We start from the raw sequence: 19,009 nt of genomic DNA, 5'->3' as shown, positions 1-19,009 counted from the left end.
TATGTTAAGAGTTGGAATTATTGGAGTTGGTACAGTTGGAGCTAGCGTTGCAAATATTTTAAGAGATAATAAAAATATTATAACCGCACGAGCTGGAAAAGAGATTGTACCTGTGCTTGGAGTAGTTTCAAACTTACATAAAACTAGAAATGTTGATATAAAATTAACTGATGATATTGATGATGTTTTAAATGATGATTCAATCGATGTTGTTGTTGAGTTAATGGGTGGAATTGATAAGCCAAATGAGATTGTAAGAAAAGCTTTACTAAAAGGAAAAGCAGTGGTTACTGCTAATAAAGCTCTTTTAGCATATCACAGATATGAACTTCAAGAACTAGCTGGGGACATTCCTTTTGAATTTGAAGCAGCAGTTGCAGGTGGAATTCCAATTATTAATGCTCTAAGAGATGGATTAAGTGCTAATCACATTAAATCTATTCAAGGTATTATGAATGGAACGTGTAACTATATGCTAACACGAATGATAAATGATGGTGTTGATTATTTAGAAATATTAAAAGAAGCACAAGAATTAGGTTATGCAGAATCTGATCCAACTTTTGATGTTGGTGGATTTGATGCTGCTCATAAACTTTTAATTCTTGGATCTATCGCTTATGGAATTGATGTAAAACCTGAAGATATTTTAATTGAGGGAATTCAAAACATTACAAGTGCAGATATTGCATTTGCTAAAGAGTTTGAATTTTCAATTAAATTATTAGGAATTGCAAAAAAAGTTGGAAATGAAGTTGAATTAAGAGTTCATCCTGTTTTAATTCCTGAAAATAAAATGATTGCAAAAGTAGATGGTGTTATGAATGGAATCTCTGTTGTTGGAGATAAAGTTGGTGAAACTATGTTTTATGGAGCAGGGGCGGGTGGTGATGCAACAGCATCTGCTGTTGTAGCTAATTTAATTGACATTGCAAGAAAAGGAAAAGGTTCTCCAATGCTTGGTTTTGAGAATCAACCAGGTGAGAAAATTACTTTAATGTCTAAAGATAATATCAAAACAAAATATTATTTAAGACTTTTAGTTGCTGATAAATCAGGAACTTTAGCAAGAATTGCAACTATTTTAGGTGAAAATTCTATTTCTATTGAAGCAATGATGCAAAAACCATTAAAAAATGGAAGTGCAAATTTACTACTTACGACTCATACTTCTGTTGAAAAAGATATTATAAAAGCTATAAATGAATTGGAAAATTCAGGTGTTGTTTTATGTAAACCTGCAATGATTAGGATTGAAGAGTAATTTTCGCTCTTCATAATTTGAAAACAAACTCACAAAATCTCACCACTCAAAATATTCCAACATTAATAAAACAACTAGCAATTCCTGCTAGTGTTGGAATGTTTTTTAATACAATGTACAATGTTGTTGATACATTTTATGCAGGATTAATTTCAACTCAAGCTATATCTGCATTAACATTATCTTTTATGATTTTTTTCTTAATAATTGGTTTTGGTTATGGATTTAGTTCAGCAATTACAGCACTTTTAGGAAATGCTCTTGGGAAAAAAAGATATAAACTAGCTTCAATTTATGCCCACAAAGGACTTATTTTTGTGCCAGTAATTGGAATAGTTTTAACTATTCTTGGATATTTTGCAGCTCCTTATCTTTTTATGCTTTTAGGTGCAAAAGATGAATATCTACAAATCTCTCTTGATTATATAAATACCATTTTATTTGGTTCAATATTTTTTATGTTTAACTTCTCTTTAAACTCAATATTAGTAGCAACTGGAGATACAAAATCTTATAGAAATAGTTTAATATTTGGTTTTTTTGCAAATATAATTTTGAATCCTATATTTATTTATGGATTTAATCTTGGAATAAAAGGGCTTGCACTTGCAACTGTTTTAATACAAGTTATTAACATGTTTTATCTGCTTTATAAAGTTTTGCAAACAAAACTTGTTCATTTTGAAAAGCTTGAATATTTTATGCCTAATCTTAGGGTTTATAAACTTTTTATTACTCAAGGATTACCAGCAAGCTTAAATATGTTAACAATGTCTATTGGTTCACTAATTCTTACTTATTTTGTATCTCATTATGGTGTACAAGCAGTTGCAGGATACGGAATAGGGTACAGAGTAGAACAACTTATGCTTTTACCTACACTTGGACTAAATACAGCTGTTTTAACCCTTGTATCAAATAACTTTGGAGCAAAAAAATATGATAGAGTTATTGAAACTTTAAAAGTCTCAATAAAGTATGGATTTATAATCTCAACTATTGGAATAATAACTCTTACAATTTTAGGAAGATTCATAATTTCTTTATTTGATTCAAATCCAGTTGTTGTTGATTTTGGAGTAAGTTATTTACTCGTTGAGATTTGGATATTTTATGCTTATGTAGTTTTATTCATTTGTGTATCAACTCTTCAAGCGATTAAAGAACCTAAAATGCTTTTATACATTGGACTTTATAGACAAATTTTTGCAAAACTAATAATTGCATATTTCATTGTAAAATATTTTGAACTTGATTTTATTTATTTATGGTTTGGGATTTTATTTATGATTTATAGTGCTGCGATTTTTGCATATTTTTACACAAATAGCTTATTAAAAAAGATTTGTAATAAAAGCTTGTAAAAAAGAAGCCAAAAAAGGCTTCTTAATAATTATTTAGAACCACATTTTCCTGTTCCGCAAGAACCACTTTTAGACTCTTCTTTAGTGTCTTTTTTCATATCGCCACCACATTTTCCTGTTCCACAAGAACCGCTTTTAGTTTCAGCTTTCATATTAGCGCCACATTTTCCAGTACCACAAGATGCACCTTTTTTATCAACCATTTCTTTTTTCATGTCACCACCACATTTACCAGTTGCAGTTGAACTATCAGCAGCAAATGCAGATGTTGTTGCAAGTAATGCACCTAAAAATAACCCAGCTAATTTTGTTTTCATATTCATTTTATATCCTTAATTTTAAATTTAATTAATATTTTATAATTTTAAAAAAGTTATTACTTTTCAACCGCTTCAACATCAACAGAAATTTTCACTTCTTCTGCAACTGCTACACCACCAAGTTCTAAAGCTTTATTCCATTTTAAGTCATAATCCATTCTATTAATTTTACCTTTTAAAGTAAATCCAACTCTATTATTTCCTTCAAAATCTTTTATTGTTGCCAAATCTTCAACATTTAACACAACAGGCTTTGTTATTCCTCTTATTGTTAAATCTCCACTCATTTCACCTTCATTTCCATCAGCTTTATAAGATTTCATTACAAATGTCATTTTAGGGAATTTATCACTTAAAAAGAAATCTGCACTTTTTAAATGTGCATCTCTTTTCTCTATACCTGTATCAACAGATGCTGTATCAACATTTGCACTAAATACTTTAAATGTTTTTGTTACTTCATCAAAATCAACTTTTGCATCAAATGTTTTGAATTCACCTTTTACATTTGTGATCATCAAATGTTTAACTATAAATCCAACATTTGTATGTGCATTATCAATTTTATATTCACTAGCATTTGCTAAACCAAAACTTATTATTAGAGCACTTGCTATTTTCGCTATAGATCTCATTCTTAATTCTCCTTTTTTTTAATTGGCAAATTTTATACATTTTTTGTTTAATTAATGTGTAGAACTATTATTTCTTATTTTTATCATATAAAATATTGCTGGTATTATAATCAAAGTTAAAAAAGTTGAAGTAGCCATTCCCCCAATCATAGGTGCTGCAATTCTTTGCATTACTTCACTTCCAACTCCATGAATATACATAATGGGAATCAATCCTCCTAAAATTGTAAATAAAGTCATAAGTTTTGGTCTAAGCCTTAAAACTGCACCTTTATAAATTGCTTTTGCTATCTCTTCTTTTGAACTATTCGCATCTTTTTCTTTTAATTCAAGCATTGCTTCATGTAAATATACAAGCATCACAATTGATGTCTCTGATGCAACACCTAATAAAGCTAGAAATCCAACAATTACTGCAATTGAAATATTAAAATTTAGATAATCTATATAGAATATTCCACCAGTTAATGCAAAGGGCAGGGTAAAAAATATAACCAATGTATAAACTATATTTTTTAATGCTAAATATATTAATATAAATATAATCATAAAAGTCAAAGGAATAATATAAAGCAATTTTTTCATAGCAGATTCTAAGTATTCACTTTGTCCTGCCCACTCAAAATAGTAACCATCTGGTAAGTTGATATTTTTAAGCAATTCTTTTGCTTCATCTTTATATTGTTTTGTTGAAACGCCATCATTTGGTGTTATATAGATAAAGTTTACATTTAATGCTTTTTCAGATTTTATAACTGATGGTCCCTCTTCATATTTTAAATCTGCAAATAGTCTTAATGGTTGGAAACCTAATTTTGTTTTTATTTGAAGATTTTCTAATGTTGTTAAATCTTCCCTTTGATTTGCTTCAAATCTTAGGCTTATTGGGTATCTTTCTAACTTATCAAAGAATGTTGATATTTGTCTTCCTCCAACTCCTAAAGAGATAGTTTCTAATATATCATTTTTATTTATTCCATATCTAGAAATCATCTCCTCTTTAATATCTATATTTAAGTAATATCCTGAATTAATTTTGTCAGATGATACAGATAGAGTTCCCTTATATTTTCTTAACTCTTTTTCAATTTTTGTAGCTGTTTCTTCTAAAACTTTATGGTCATTTCCATAAAGTTTTATTCCAAGAGGTGTTCTAATACCAGTTAAAAGCATGTCAATACGACCTCTAATTGGATATGTCCATGAATTAATTAGCCCATTAACTTGAAGTTTTTTGTCCATTTCATCCATCAGTTTTTTATATGTCATTCCTTCTCTCCACTCATCTTGTGGTTTGAAAGTTACTATTGTTTCAATCATTGCAAGTGGTGCTGGATCTGTTGCTGTTTGAGCTCGTCCAACTTTTGCAAAAGCTGTTTGTACTTCAGGGAATGATTTTAAAACCATATTTGTTTTTTGTGCTAACTCTTTTGCTAAATCAACTCCTATTCCATAGGGAGTTACAGGCATATACATAAAAGTTTGTTCATTCATCATTGGCATAAATTCCCAGTTTTGTTTTTCATAAACAGTAAATGCAAAAACAATTGTTGCTAAATAAATGGCTACTATTAAATATCTAAATTTTAAAGCAGCTTTTAATAGAGGTGAATATATATTAATAAAAAACTTGTTTAATATATTTTTATCTTCTGCCATAATTTTTCCACGAATTAAAAAAATCATTAAAATAGGAACTATAGTTATTGATAATATGGCTCCTGTCATCATCGCAAAAGATTTTGTAAATGCAAGAGGAGTAAACAGTCGTCCTTCTTGTCCTGTTAGGGCAAAAATTGGTAAAAATGAAACAACAACTAAAATCAAAGCAAAAAAGATTGGCCGACCAACTTGTTTTGCTGATTTAATTATAATTGCAGTTCTCTCTTCATTTGAGATATTTTCTTTTCCTTGCAGATATTTGTGGGCATTTTCAACCATAACAATTGTTGCATCAACCATTGCTCCAATTGCTATTGCAATTCCTCCTAAACTCATAATATTTGAGCCTATTCCAAAAAGCTTCATCAATAAGAAGCTAATTAATACTGTTATTGGAAGAGTTATGATTATTATCAAAGCTGATCTAAAATGAAATAAAAATAGTCCTGAAATAATGGCTACTATAATTGATTCCTCAATTAAAGTATGTTTTAAAGTATCAATTGCTTTATCAATAAGTGAACTTCTATCATATACTTCAATAACTTCTACATCAGGGATTTCTAATGTTTTTAATTTCTCTTTTACTGCTTTTATAACAGAATAAGGATTCTCACCATAACGAACTATTACGATTCCACCAACTGTTTCACCATCACCGTTTAAATCAGTCATTCCTCTTCTTGGGGTTGATGTTATTTTTACATCTGCTATATCTTTTATTTTTAATGGAATATTGTTTGATGTTTTAATTGTTATATTTTCAATATCATCTATAGATTTTAAGTAACCACGAGCAGTAATGATATTTTCATAACCTTTTTCTAAAATTATTCCTCCACCTAAATCATTATTATTTGCTTGAATAATCTTTTTTATATCATCTATACCTAAGTCATATTGAACTAATTTATCTTGATTTAAAGTTATTTCATAGTTTTTTATATATCCACCAATAGAACCTATTTCACTAACTCCATCAACTCCTAAAAGTGCATATTTATAATAATAATCTTGTAAAGTTCTTAGCTCTTCTAAACTTTTTGTTTTTGATTTTAGTGCATATTCATAAGCCCAACCTACACCTGTTGCATCTGGCCCTAACTGAACAGTTGAACCAGTTGGGAAAGTCCCTTGAAGAGTTGAAAGTTGCTCTAGTACTCTACTTCTTGAATCATAAATATCAGTTCCATCTTTGAAGATAATATATATCATTGCATTTGAAAAAGAACTCATTGCGCGAACTGTTTGAATATTTGGTAGACTCATCAAATTTGAGATTAAGGGATAAGAGATTTGCTCTTCTATTGTTTTTGGACTTTGCCCATTCCATTCAACTTGAACGATAACTTGTGGCGGAGATAAATCAGGTAAGGCATCTAGATTTGTATTTTTAACTGCCCAAAATGATGATATTGTTAATATACCTACAAAAAAAAGTACTAAGAATTTATTTCTTATACTATATGCAATTATACTTTCTACCATAACTATTACCAATCCTCATCGTCAGATTGATACAATGAATTTGTAACTGCATCTGAATCTAATAAAAATAAAGCATTATTAATTACTTCATCATCTTCTTCTAAACCGCTTAATATCTCATATTTATTTGAAGATATTCTTTTAGCCTTTATTTTCTTTGGTTCAAACTCTCCATTTTCTAAAGGTTTAAACACGTAAAAATCATTTGCTTTTTTAAGTACTGCTGTTTTTGGCAGAGTTAACATAACATCTTTATTCACACTAATATCAGCTTTCCCAAACATACTAGGAATTAGTTTTAAATCTTTATTATCTAAAACAAATCTAACATCAACTGTTTTAGTTTTTTCATCAAAAATAGGATAAATAAAATCAACTTTTGAACTAATTTTTTCATCTATTCCATCAATACTTATAACAGCATCCTTTTGTTTTTTTACATACTCTAAATCACTTTGATAAACAGAAGCTATGAACCAAATTTTTTCCAAAGAAGCCAACTGTAAAAGTAATTTACCTTTATTTACAGCACTTGTTTGATTTATACTTTTTTCTATTAATAAGCCATTTATTGGTGAACTTACAGTTATACCATTTGAGTTTACTTTTCCATCTTTTATTCTTTGTTGCTCAGCTTTTGAAATATCTAAATTATCTAATTTTGATAAGGTACTTTTATATATGTTAGCATTTAAACCTTTTGCTATTTCTAGCTCATTTTGAATAGATAAAATATCTTGTGAATAAATAGAGTATAAAGGTTCACCTTTTTTTATTGTCATATATTTGTTATTAGCATTTAATTTTGTAATAAATCCATCAAATCTACTTACAATGTCAGTTAAAGAAGATTCATCTATCTTTGTAAGCCCGTAGAAGCTCTTATTAATTGAAATCTCTTCTTTTTTTACCTTAGTTGTTGTTTTATTAAATAATTGCTTTGCGTCTATTATTTGTGCTTGTAAACCTGCACTTAAAAGTAGGGTGAATATAACTAGATTTTTAATCATTTTATACCTTTATTTGTAAAATATAGAAGTTGTGAGTAATTCTCATAATATTTTTGTAATTCATCTAAAGCTTTAGTTTCATAAGAGATTAACTCATTTAGATTTGAAATACTCTCTTGAGGTTTTATTAAATCAAAACTATTGTAATTTTCTATATTTTTTTGAATTTTTTGTTTTAATGGAATAATCTCTTGTTGAATTAATTTATAATTTTCATATGAATTATTCAAACTATTTTTTAGCATTTGTGTTTGAAGTAAAAAGTTATGTTTTAATTGTTCCAACTTATCATTTGTTTCATTTACATTTACTTTTGCTTGCAATTTTGCTGTATTCTCTGTATTATAAATAGGAAGAGGAATACTAACAGCCACATTTACATAATCATTGAATTTATCATCTCTTTGAAAATATGCAAGACTAACTTGAACATCAGGTATCTTTTTTGCACTTTCAAATTTAGCAATTTCATTTGATTTTTTTGCACTCTCTTCTAAAATTTTGAATTTTGGATGCTCGGGATTATCTAATAATAAATCAATTTTTTTTATATCTATTTTTTCATCTATATGATCAATTTTTAAATATGTAATTTGTTCTAATTTCAAATAAAAATTATCAATCAAATTTTTTAGTTTTTGTTTTTCTAAATTGATATTTAAAGATGATATTTGTGAATTTAATATCTCGTTTTGGGTAGCTTTTTGGTATTTATATAAAGAAGTATATAAACTTTCTAACTTTTTAACATTCTGTTCATAAGAATCTAAAAGTTTATATTTTTCTTCTGATATTAAAATATCATAGGCATATTCATATATCTTTGACTCTAATTCAAGCTTTTTATCTTCCAAATCTTCTATCTTAATATTTTTATCATTTCTTGCAATAGATTCTTTTATGTCAAGTTTAGATGCTGTTGGTACAACCTGTGAAATTCCTATAAAAGAGGCTTGCATTGCCTCTTTATCCCTTGAAGATAAATCATTTATCCATAAATCATTTGCGCCAAATGATAATATTGGATTTTGCCAATTTTTTGATAAAGATATTAGATGCTCTGCAATTTTTATTGATTTATCTAAACTCTTCAAATCATAATTTTTTTCAAAACTATTTTTTACCAATTCATCTATTGTTGTAGCACTTAAAAGTGAAATAGTAAGTGATGAGCTTAGTAATATTCTTTTTAACATTATAAGTTTACACTACCTTTTACTGTGTGAACGACACCATCATCAGTTTTAAATTTCAATTGATATTGCCATGTTCCACTCATTGGAAGGTTTATATTCATTTTAAATTTTCCATTAGTTAAAACTCCATTATCTTCTGATTCCATATATGGCATTCCTGGCATTTCTGGCATAAAGAATTTTACTTTTACTTTAACTGTATCTACTCTTTTTGAATCTTTTAATAACTCAACGTATAACTCATTATTTCCAACAATTAAAGCATTTGTTGAACTAAGTCTTACATCATATCCATCTTTTTGTCCATTTTGCTCCAATAATTCAGCATGTAGAAATCCAAATGTAAGGAAAAACCCTAAAACTATTTTGATTAAAATTTTCATATATATACTCCTAATGTATTAAATTAGTCGTATTTTATTTGTTTTGTGTGGAGTTTGTGTGCAGATTACTTAAAGTAAAGAGTAAAGATTGTGCCTTTATTTATTTGAGATTCAACATTGATTTTTATATTATAAATTTTACAAATTTTATTTACAATATTTAAACCTATACCAAAACCACCTTGTTCTTGTGTTGCTCTGTAATATCTACTATAAATATCTTCCAATTTTTCTTTTTCTATCCCAATACCTGTATCAGATATTATTAATATATTATTTTGAAGTGTTACTTCAATAGTTCCACCCATTTTATTATATTTTATTGCATTTGAAATTAGATTGTTAAATATTCTAATAAAATCATCTTTATTTATTTTATATATAGTATCTTCTATATTTTTATTTAAAGTAATTCGTTTTTTTGATGACAATAACTCTAAATATTCTAATTGTTCATTTATCAAATCTTTTAAATTAAACTCTTGAATTTTTTTTATTGTGTCTTTATCTTCTAAAAATAGATAAGTTAAATCATTGTAGATTTCAGAGACTCTTTTAGCACTAATTTTTATTCTTTCAATTTGTTTTTCAGTTAGATTTTTATTTTCTGTTGACATTAAAATAGCACTAATTGGGGTATTTAATTCGTGTGTTGTATCTTTTATGAAATTATTTAGTTTTTCTCGTTCTTCTTTTATTGGTTTTAAAAAAAGCTTCGCCAAATAAAATCCAATAATTGCAATAATTAAATAAATGGCAAAAAATACTGCAATTATATTTAATTTCAACTCTTCAATCTTTTTAAAATACATATTCTCTTTTAAAGCAATATAATAGATATCTAAGTGACCTAAAACTGAATCATCAATTAAGATAAAACTATTTTTTGCATCAATAATCTTTTTTGTAAAATCTATTTTTTCATCAAGATTTCCATATATCTTATTTTTGTTTTTATCATAAAAAGATACTTTATAATCTTCTTTTTCCAAGAGTTTTTTCTTATTAAATTCACTTCCTTTCATATGTGAAAGTATAATTTCTGAGGAAATTTTAGAGACCTCATTTTGCATATTTGATTTAGTTAAATCAAAATATAGTATTTTTTCATTTTGATAATAAAGAATAGCGATAAATACCATCAAAATAAACGAAGCACCCAAATATAAGAATAAAAATCTTAAAAAAGTAATTTTTTCACTTCTTGTTAAATCTATAACCTACTCCTCTTAAATTTATTATATATTCATCTCCTAGAATTTTTCTAAGATTCTTTATATAAGTTCTAATTGTTGAAGAAATAGGAGCATCTTCATAAGCCCAAACATTTAAACTAAGCTCTTCAATACTTACAGTTTTAGTGCTATTATTTATCAAATATTCTAAAACTTCGCTCTCTTTTTTAGCTATGTGTATTTGATTTTGTTCTTTTTTAATTAAAAGATTTTTTTTGTCTAAATATATATCTTTTGAGATTTGTATTAAATTATCATTTTCAATATTAAATAATCTTTTAATATTGTTTATTCTTATATCTAATTCTTTTAATTCGAAGGGTTTTTTTATGTAGTCATCACAACCAGATTTAAAACCTTTTTCTATATCATCTACTTGATTTAGAGAGGTTAAAAATATGGCTGGTGTAAGAATCTCTTTGAGTCTTAAATCTTTTAATAGTTCAAAGCCATTTAATAAAGGAACATTTACATCTAAAAGTAATAAATCAAATTTTTTGCTGTAAAGCAAATCTTGTGCGTCAAAACCTGTAAAAACAGTTGTTATCTCGTGGTTTTGTGAAATTAAATGTTCTTCTATAATTTCACTAAGTATTAAATCATCTTCTAATAATAATATTTTCATAATAATCCTTGAAAAATTATATCATAAAAGAAATATCATTTCTGATTGTTTTAAGTTGTATAAAAAGGAAGTAGTGTTTTTCTAAAAAACCACTACTTTTCTTAAATTAGAATTGTCTTCTTGGTCTTTCTTCTCTAGGTTTAGCTTCATTAACTCTTAAAGTTCTACCTTCGCTTTCATTACCATTTAAAGCTTCGATTGCTTTAGTACCAGCTGATGAATCTTCCATTTCAATAAAACCAAAACCTTTTGATTTTCCTGTTTCTCTATCCATTATAACTTTTGCACTTTTTACTGCACCAAACTTTGTGAAAAGCTCTTCTAAATCTTTATCATTTGTTCTGTATGATAAATTTCCTACGTAAATATTCATCTATTCTGTCCTTTGTAAATGTGTGGCTATTATGCCAGATTATTTTTAAATAATCAAGTATTTTGAAAATTTCTTTTAAGAGCTTCTTTTAACCTTGCAGAAACCTCACTAAAACCTAATATTGCGATGATGTCATAAACAGATGGTGCTTGAGTTCCACCAGTTAATGCTATTCTTATTGGTTGAAATAATTGTGGAAATTTCAATCCATTTTGTTCAATAAATGGTTTAGTAATTGCTTCTACATTTTCAACATTATATAACTCATCTTTATTTTTTTCTAATAATTCAAGATATTTTTCTAAGAAATCTTTTGTATCTTCTTTTACAAATTTTTTAACTCCACTCTCTTCATAAGAAGTTGGAATATCCAAAATATCTGTAACAGATTTTTTTAATTCAACTAGAGTTTGAGCTCTCTGTTTTGATAAATCTAATAGTTCTGTCTTTTTAGCATGATGTGTTAAATCTAAATCAAAGAATTTTAACTCTTCTATTAATCTATCATTTGAAACTGCTTTTATGTACTCTGAATTTAACCATAAAAGTTTTTCACCATTAAATGAAGAGGCTGATTTATTTAAGTTATTTGGATCAAATAATTCTAACATCTCTTCCATAGAAAATATTTCTTGATCCCCATGTGACCAACCTAATCTTACTAAAAAGTTCAACAATGCTTCTGGTAAATAACCTAATCTTTTATAATCCATAACATCCATAGCACCATCTCTTTTAGATAGTTTTTTACCAGATGGATTATTAATCATTGCAACATGATAGAATTTAGGAACTTTAAATCCTAAAGCATTATAAATTACAATTTGTTTTGGTGTATTTGATAAATGATCATCGCCTCTTATTACATCAGTCATTTCCATTAATGCATCATCAATAGCAACAACAAAGTTATAAGTTGGCATTCCATTAGATCTAGCAATTACATAATCATCAACTTGGTTAGCATCAAATTTCATATAACCTTTTACACCATCATCAAACTCTATTGTTCCTCTTGTTGGTGCTTTAATTCTAATAACTGGTTCAACTCCTTCAGGAATTGCTGGCAATACCTTACCATCTTCTGGTCTCCAAGTTCCATCATATCTTGGACTTTGTTTTGCCGCTTCTTGTGCTGTTCTTAAAGCATCAAGTTCATCTTTACTCATGTAACATTTATATGCTTTACCACTTTCAAGTAATTTATCAATATATATTTTATAAATATCTGTTCTTCTTGATTGATAAAATACTTCTCCATCATAATTTAACCCAACCCAATCAAAAGCATTAATAATAGCTTCCATTGCATCTTCATTATTTCTAGCTGTGTCTGTATCTTCAACTCTTAATCTAAATACACCACCTGTTTTTCTTGCCCACAAATAACTATATAAAGATGTTCGTAAACCTCCAATATGAAGGTAACCAGTTGGACTTGGTGCAAATCTTGTTATTGCCATTAAATTATTTCTCCTCTTCTTTTTTATTTTGTATATAAAATCCTACGCCTGTTACTATTGCTACTGTTGCTATAAAAACCAATAGTGATATCTCAAGAATTCCCATTTGCTTCTTTCTCCTTTAACTGCCCACAAGCAGCTGATATATCAATACCTTTTGATTCTCTAATTGTACAAATTAACCCACGCTCATTTAAATAATCTTTGAATTTTAGCATATCTTCAACTTCAGGTCGCTGATATGTTGTTCCTGGATATGGATTAAAGAAAATAAGATTCACTTTTGCTTGTATTCCATTTAGAAGTTTGATTAGTTTTTTTGCAGCTTCTACAGAATCATTTTTATTTTTTATTACTAGATATTCAAACATAACTTTTTTTCTAGTATCTATTGGAAACTTTTTAACAGCATCAATAATTGAAGCGATATTATACGCTTTATTCATAGGAATTAATTCACTTCTTAACTCATCATCAACAGCATGTAAAGAGATAGCTAATTGTATTCCTAAATCAATTTTTCCTAATTTTTCAATTTTTGATGCAATTCCAGAAGTTGAAACTGTTTGTCTTCTTCTTGAAATTGCAAGTCCATCAAGTTCTGAGAAAATAGAAACAGCTTTTACAAAGTTATCAAAATTATCAAGGGGTTCACCCATTCCCATATAAACAATATTTAAAGCTTTATTTTCAGCTATATCATTATCTCTTTTAATATTTACAATTTGAGCTATATACTCTCCAACTGTAAGGTTCCGCACAAAGCCACCTTTTGCAGTTAAACAAAAACTACATCCAACTTTACAACCAACTTGAGATGAGATACAAACAGTAAATTTTTCACTTCTTACAATATTCCCATCTTCATCTTTTTTCTTCTCTTTCATTAAAAGTAAAACAGCTTCAACTGTGTGGTTATCTCTTAATTTAAAAAGATATTTTATGCTTCCATCAATACTTTGCTCTTTTTTAACAATTTCCATAACATCAATAGGATAGTTTGCTTTTAAATCTTCTTTTAATTCATTTGGTATATTTTTCATATCATCATAAGAGTTTGCATACTTCTTGTAAAGCCAGTTATATACTTGTTTTGCTCTAAATGATGGTTTTAATTTTTCTTTTAATTCATCTAATGTGTAATCATATATAGATGGTAGTCCTTCTTTTGCCATTATAATTTATCCAGTATTTTATTTATTTTATTATATTTTTTTCAATTAAATATTTTGTTAATTTATCCATTGCCTCTTTGTGATTTTTTATAAAATCTTCATGGGCATTTTCATTTGTATAATTTGTTATTACGAATATTCCAGCAACTGGAATTTCAAACTCTTTTGCAACACTTAGAATTGAAAAAAATTCCATATTTTCAATTCCAACACCATATTCATTAAACTCTTTACATAATTTTTCATTTGTTGATATATAGTTTGATGAGTTTACAATTGTGTCATTTCTTGCAAATTTATTTTCTGATTCTAAAACATTATCAAGTGGCGTATATGCACTTTGTGTTAAAAATCCAAGTTCGATATTTGAAGCTCTTTTTGATTCAACAATATCAAAAACTTTATGGTTACCATAAGACCCAGCACTTCCAACAAAAAGTAGATATTCAGGTTTATCAAATAGACACATTCTTGTAAGGTTTATTGCACTTTCAATTAAGCCCACACCAATTGGATGGGCGAAAGGAAATGTTTCGTTTCTTCCAGCACAAATAATCATTTACATTCCAATACAAAATTTGGGCTTATTGTGATATTTTGTTCACTATTCATAGGTGACACATCAGCAACTTTTTTTGACATAGTTGAATATAACATTTCACTTCTAGCATAAACAATATTTCCTGTGTTTGTTTCAGAAATATTTATTTTTGTAACTTCACAATTTTTAGATATTGAAGTTGATAAAGATTTCGAATAAGCTTCTATCCAATGAATTGCATCTAATCTTAAATCATCAATACTTTTATTTTGTAAATCATCACTTATATTCCATGCAACATTTGAAATATTTAATTTTACATCGTCTGACTTTATGCTGTCTTTTATTGAAATTAATTTATCCATAAAACCATTTAACTCTTTTGCATTTTTTGATTCAGCTGAATATCTTAGATTTCCAACATACCCAATAAACTCTTGTTTATTATCATAATATTTGTATTTTGGACTTAATGTAAAACTACCATTTTTCAAAGTTACATTAGTAGTTTTTTTTATAAAATCATTAAACTTTTCAATTTCAGTATTAACTGCATTTTCATTTTTTTTCTCTACACTAACATCAATACTTGTTGTTAGTAAATCAGGATTTACAACTTTTGAAAAACCCTTATTAAAATTTAATTCATAAGAAAATGACAAAACAGGTAATAAACATAAAGTCATTCCAACTAATATTTTTTTCATTCTTTATCCTTCTTTTTTATATTCTTACTGGAATATTATTTGCTCTTAAATATCTTTTTAAATCCATAATATCTATTTCTTTAAAGTGAAATATTGAAGCAGCAAGTGCTGCACTTGCTCCACATTCAAAAGCTTCTTTTATATGTTCCATAGTTCCAGCACCACCACTTGCAATTACTGGAATATCTACAAGTTTTGAGATTTGTCCTGTTATATTTAATTCAAATCCAGTTTTTGCACCATCTGTATCCATAGAAGTCAAAAGTATTTCTCCTGCACCTCTATCATAAACCTCTTTTGCCCAAGCTAATGCATCAAGGCCAGTGTCTTCTCGTCCACCTTTTACAAAAACATGATAAGAACCATCTGAAACTCTTTTTACATCAATGGCTACAACAATACATTGAGAACCAAATCTATTTGAGCTTTCATTTATTAAATTTGGATTTGTAACCGCTGAAGAGTTAATAGAAACTTTGTCACAACCAACATTAAGTAAAGAGTATATATCTTCAAGTTTTCGTATACCTCCACCAACTGTTAAAGGAATAAAAACTTCTTGAGCAACTTTTTTTACAATATCAACTATCGTTCCTCTATTTTCATGGCTAGCTGTAATATCTAGAAAAGTAAGCTCATCAGCTCCTTCTGCGTTGTATCTTTTTGCTACTTCAACAGGATCACCAGCATCTCTTAATCCAACGAAGTTTACACCTTTTACAACTCGTCCATTATCAACATCCAAACATGGTATTATTCTTTTTGCAAAACTACTCAAATATAATCCTTCTTAATAACTAAATATTATCTTATCTAATTGTAAGTTAAAAGCAGATATACTCCTTGCAATTATGGAAAAAGTAAAAGCAAAAAAACAATACGGACAAAACTTTTTAAAAGATACGACAATTTTGGATAAGATCATCCAATCGATGCCCAACAACAATAACTATGTGGTGGAAATTGGGCCTGGATTAGGTGATTTGACCAAAAATTTAGTCAAGTACAAAGATATGACTGCTTATGAAGTTGATACTGATTTAATTGGTATTTTAAAGTCTAAATTTGCAATAGAAATAGAAGAGGGTAGACTAAAACTGATCCACACAGATGTTTTAGAGGCTTGGGATAAGCAGAAAACCCTACATGACGGTAAATATGACTTAATTGCAAACTTACCGTACTATATTGCAACAAACATTATATTAAGAGCATTTGAAGATAGAGCTTGTGAAAATATTATAGTAATGGTTCAAAAAGAGGTTGCTGAGAAGTTTACTGCAAAGGTAAATAACAAAGAATTTTCTTCTTTAGGAATAATTACTGATTTAATGTCAATTGATGCAAGGATACTTTTCGATGTTCCTCCTGAATCTTTTGATCCACCTCCAAAAGTTATATCTTCAATTCTTTACATTAAAAAGGATATGAATAAATTCCTAGATAAAGATTTTAATAAGTTTTTAAAGGCCTGTTTTGTACAGCCGAGAAAAAAACTTTCTAAAAATCTTACATCTGTATTGGATAAAAATTCTATATCTAGAATGTATGAAGAATTAAATGTCGATGATAATGTTAGACCTCATGAAGTAAGTTCATCTTTGTATAGCCAAATGCATACAAGGGTAAAAAATGGAAGAAATTAAAAACGAAGAAAAAGTTGTTGTAACTTCACCAATTATTGTTGAAAACAATTCACAAAATACAGAAACTGTAGAAAATACAGAAACTAAAAAACCACCTTTCAAAAAAAGAAAACCAAAACCAAAGGTTCCAAGAGAGAATCAAATCAACCAACAAATTAAAGGTGATGGATGGATTACAGATCTTAAAAAAGCATATTTAGTAAATGAAAAAATACATAGAGATAGATTAAATCCTCACTATAAACTAAACCTAAATACTACTGCAAAACTTAAAATTACTCCACTTGGAGGATTAGGTGAAATCGGTGGAAACATGATGGTTATTGAAACTGAAAATGAAGCAATAATTGTTGATGTTGGTATGAGTTTCCCTGATGAAAATATGCATGGTGTTGATATTTTAATTCCAGACTTTACTTATATTAGAGAAATCAAAGATAAAATTGTTGGTGTTATTATTACTCATGGACATGAAGATCATATTGGTGCAATGCCATATTTATTTAAAGAGATGCAATTTCCTGTTTATGGAACTTCATTACCTTTAGAGATGATTGGTTCAAAATTTGATGAACATAAAATGAGAGAACATAGATCTTTATTTAGAGCTATTCAAAAAAGAACACCTATAAAAATTGGAAATGAATTTGAAGTTGAGTGGATGCACGTAACTCACTCAATTATTGATTCATCATGTATTGCTGTTAAAACAGCTGCTGGAACAATGATTCACACAGGTGACTTTAAAATTGACCATACTCCAATTGATGGATTCCCAACAGATTTACATAGAATTGCACATTATGGAGAAGAGGGGGTTTTAGTTTTAACATCGGATTCTACAAATTCACATTCACCAGGATTTACAAGAACTGAGAAAACAGTTGGACCAACTTTTGATAGAATATTTCAAAATGCAAAAGGTAGAGTTATCATGTCTACTTTCTCATCTAATATTCACAGAGTTGCTCAAGCTATTGAAAAAGCACTTTTTCATAACAGAAAAATATGTGTTATTGGAAGATCAATGGAGAAAAACTTAGAACTTGCAATGAGTCTTGGTTATATTAAATTTCCAAAAGATCAATTTATTGAAGCGCATGAAGTAAATAAATATAATGATAAAGAAGTTTTAATTGTAACAACTGGTTCTCAAGGTGAATCAATGTCAGCTCTTTATAGAATGGCAATTCATGAACATAGACATATCAAAATAAAACCTGAAGATCAAATTATTCTTTCTGCAAAAGCAATTCCTGGTAATGAAGGAAGTGTTTCTGAAATTATAAATCATTTATTAAAAGCTGGTGCAAAAGTAGCTTATCAAGATTACCCAGATATTCACGTTTCAGGACATGCTGCACAAGAAGAGCAAAAATTAATGTTAAGACTTGTAAAACCTAAATTCTTTTTACCAGTTCACGGTGAATATAATCATGCATTAAAACATGGTCAAACAGGTATTGATTGTGGTGTATTAGAAAGAAATGTTTACATCATGAGTGATGGTGAACAAATTGAAGTTACACCAAAATATCTTAAAAAAGTAAAAACTGTTAAAACAGGAAAAGTTTACATTGATAATCAATTAAATTTCAAAATTTCTGATGATATAATTTTAGATAGACAAACAATGGCAAACGAAGGTGTTGTTATGATTGTTGCACAAATAAATGAAAATGATAGAACATTAGCACAAAAGCCAAGAGTTACATCATTTGGTTTAGTATCAGATAAACAAGATAAATTCTTCTCAAAAGAAATTGAAGATTTATTAACAACATTCTTAGAAAATATTAAACCTGGAATTTTACAAAATAATAGAATTTTAGAGGATGAATTAAGAAAAGTTGTAAGAAAACATTGTACAAGAAAATATAAAAAATACCCAATGATAGTACCAACAATCTTCGTTCAATAAG

18 protein-coding genes are annotated in these 19,009 nt (G+C 27.8%); 4 read left to right on the top strand and 14 right to left on the bottom strand.

Annotated elements, in window-relative coordinates:
- The first annotated feature begins 1 nt into the window (after position 1).
- Both AVENP_RS00700 and AVENP_RS00695 read left to right on the top strand, forming a co-directional pair.
- Positions 2-1,264 carry a homoserine dehydrogenase gene (locus AVENP_RS00700; protein WP_128358296.1) on the top strand — a complete coding sequence of 421 codons (1,263 nt, stop codon included), beginning with the start codon at positions 2-4 and terminating at the stop codon, positions 1,262-1,264.
- A gap of 17 nt (positions 1,265-1,281) precedes the next feature.
- The gene (locus AVENP_RS00695) at positions 1,282-2,628 is read left to right on the top strand and encodes an MATE family efflux transporter (RefSeq protein WP_228201850.1); all 1,347 of its coding nucleotides are present in this window, start codon (positions 1,282-1,284) and stop codon (positions 2,626-2,628) included.
- 29 nt (positions 2,629-2,657) lie between these two features.
- Here the strand turns inward: AVENP_RS00695 and AVENP_RS00690 are convergent, their stop codons facing one another.
- The 14 genes from AVENP_RS00690 to hisF all read right to left on the bottom strand — a co-directional run bounded on the left by AVENP_RS00690 (position 2,658) and on the right by hisF (position 16,219).
- Positions 2,658-2,951, bottom strand: coding sequence for an HvfA family oxazolone/thioamide-modified RiPP metallophore (locus AVENP_RS00690; RefSeq protein ID WP_128358295.1), 294 nt, complete (start codon positions 2,949-2,951; stop codon positions 2,658-2,660).
- Positions 2,952-3,004: 53 nt separating this feature from the next.
- On the bottom strand, positions 3,005-3,583 hold the full coding sequence (locus AVENP_RS00685; RefSeq protein ID WP_128358294.1) for a YceI family protein: 579 nt from the start codon (positions 3,581-3,583) through the stop codon (positions 3,005-3,007).
- 51 nt (positions 3,584-3,634) lie between these two features.
- On the bottom strand, positions 3,635-6,733 hold the full coding sequence (locus tag AVENP_RS00680; RefSeq protein ID WP_128358293.1) for an efflux RND transporter permease subunit: 3,099 nt from the start codon (positions 6,731-6,733) through the stop codon (positions 3,635-3,637).
- A gap of 5 nt (positions 6,734-6,738) precedes the next feature.
- Entirely contained in the window at positions 6,739-7,743 is a 1,005-nt protein-coding gene (locus tag AVENP_RS00675) for an efflux RND transporter periplasmic adaptor subunit (protein ID WP_128358292.1), read from the bottom strand.
- Positions 7,740-8,939, bottom strand: coding sequence for a TolC family protein (locus AVENP_RS00670; RefSeq protein ID WP_128358291.1), 1,200 nt, complete (start codon positions 8,937-8,939; stop codon positions 7,740-7,742). Before AVENP_RS00670 ends, AVENP_RS00675 begins: the two co-directional genes overlap by 4 nt.
- Positions 8,939-9,322 (bottom strand): FixH family protein, encoded by a 384-nt coding sequence (locus AVENP_RS00665; RefSeq protein ID WP_128358290.1) that lies wholly within the window; start codon positions 9,320-9,322, stop codon positions 8,939-8,941. The genes AVENP_RS00670 and AVENP_RS00665 overlap by 1 nt, the downstream gene beginning before the upstream one ends.
- A 65-nt stretch (positions 9,323-9,387) precedes the next feature.
- The gene (locus tag AVENP_RS00660; protein ID WP_128358428.1) at positions 9,388-10,464 is read right to left on the bottom strand and encodes a sensor histidine kinase; all 1,077 of its coding nucleotides are present in this window, start codon (positions 10,462-10,464) and stop codon (positions 9,388-9,390) included.
- 55 nt (positions 10,465-10,519) lie between these two features.
- On the bottom strand, positions 10,520-11,182 hold the full coding sequence (locus tag AVENP_RS00655) for a response regulator transcription factor (RefSeq protein WP_128358289.1): 663 nt from the start codon (positions 11,180-11,182) through the stop codon (positions 10,520-10,522).
- A 106-nt stretch (positions 11,183-11,288) separates the two neighbouring features.
- Positions 11,289-11,555, bottom strand: coding sequence for an RNA-binding regulator (gene rbp / locus AVENP_RS00650; RefSeq protein WP_128358288.1), 267 nt, complete (start codon positions 11,553-11,555; stop codon positions 11,289-11,291).
- 53 nt (positions 11,556-11,608) lie between these two features.
- Complete coding sequence (gene gltX / locus AVENP_RS00645; protein ID WP_128358287.1) at positions 11,609-13,018, bottom strand: glutamate--tRNA ligase; 1,410 nt, start codon at positions 13,016-13,018, stop codon at positions 11,609-11,611.
- Between the two features lie 92 nt (positions 13,019-13,110).
- On the bottom strand, positions 13,111-14,193 hold the full coding sequence (gene rlmN, locus AVENP_RS00640; protein ID WP_128358286.1) for a dual-specificity RNA methyltransferase RlmN: 1,083 nt from the start codon (positions 14,191-14,193) through the stop codon (positions 13,111-13,113).
- A 22-nt stretch (positions 14,194-14,215) separates the two neighbouring features.
- On the bottom strand, positions 14,216-14,752 hold the full coding sequence (locus tag AVENP_RS00635; protein WP_128358285.1) for a phosphorylase family protein: 537 nt from the start codon (positions 14,750-14,752) through the stop codon (positions 14,216-14,218).
- Positions 14,749-15,441 carry an SIMPL domain-containing protein gene (locus AVENP_RS00630; RefSeq protein WP_128358284.1) on the bottom strand — a complete coding sequence of 231 codons (693 nt, stop codon included), beginning with the start codon at positions 15,439-15,441 and terminating at the stop codon, positions 14,749-14,751. The genes AVENP_RS00635 and AVENP_RS00630 overlap by 4 nt, the downstream gene beginning before the upstream one ends.
- A gap of 16 nt (positions 15,442-15,457) precedes the next feature.
- Positions 15,458-16,219: an imidazole glycerol phosphate synthase subunit HisF gene (gene hisF, locus AVENP_RS00625; protein WP_128358283.1), complete on the bottom strand. Its 762-nt coding sequence runs from the start codon at positions 16,217-16,219 to the stop codon at positions 15,458-15,460.
- 73 nt (positions 16,220-16,292) lie between these two features.
- Between hisF and rsmA the strand changes: the two genes are divergently transcribed.
- Complete coding sequence (gene rsmA / locus AVENP_RS00620; RefSeq protein WP_128358282.1) at positions 16,293-17,087, top strand: 16S rRNA (adenine(1518)-N(6)/adenine(1519)-N(6))-dimethyltransferase RsmA; 795 nt, start codon at positions 16,293-16,295, stop codon at positions 17,085-17,087.
- A complete protein-coding gene (locus AVENP_RS00615; RefSeq protein ID WP_128358281.1) occupies positions 17,074-19,008 on the top strand; it encodes a ribonuclease J in 1,935 nt (644 codons plus the stop codon). Before rsmA ends, AVENP_RS00615 begins: the two co-directional genes overlap by 14 nt.
- Position 19,009 lies beyond the last annotated feature (1 nt).

The organism is Arcobacter venerupis (assembly GCF_013201665.1).
In the GTDB taxonomy this organism is placed as follows: domain Bacteria; phylum Campylobacterota; class Campylobacteria; order Campylobacterales; family Arcobacteraceae; genus Aliarcobacter; species Aliarcobacter venerupis.
Note: the sequence above shows the minus strand (reverse complement) of the source record. Positions and strands in the feature narration are given on the sequence as shown.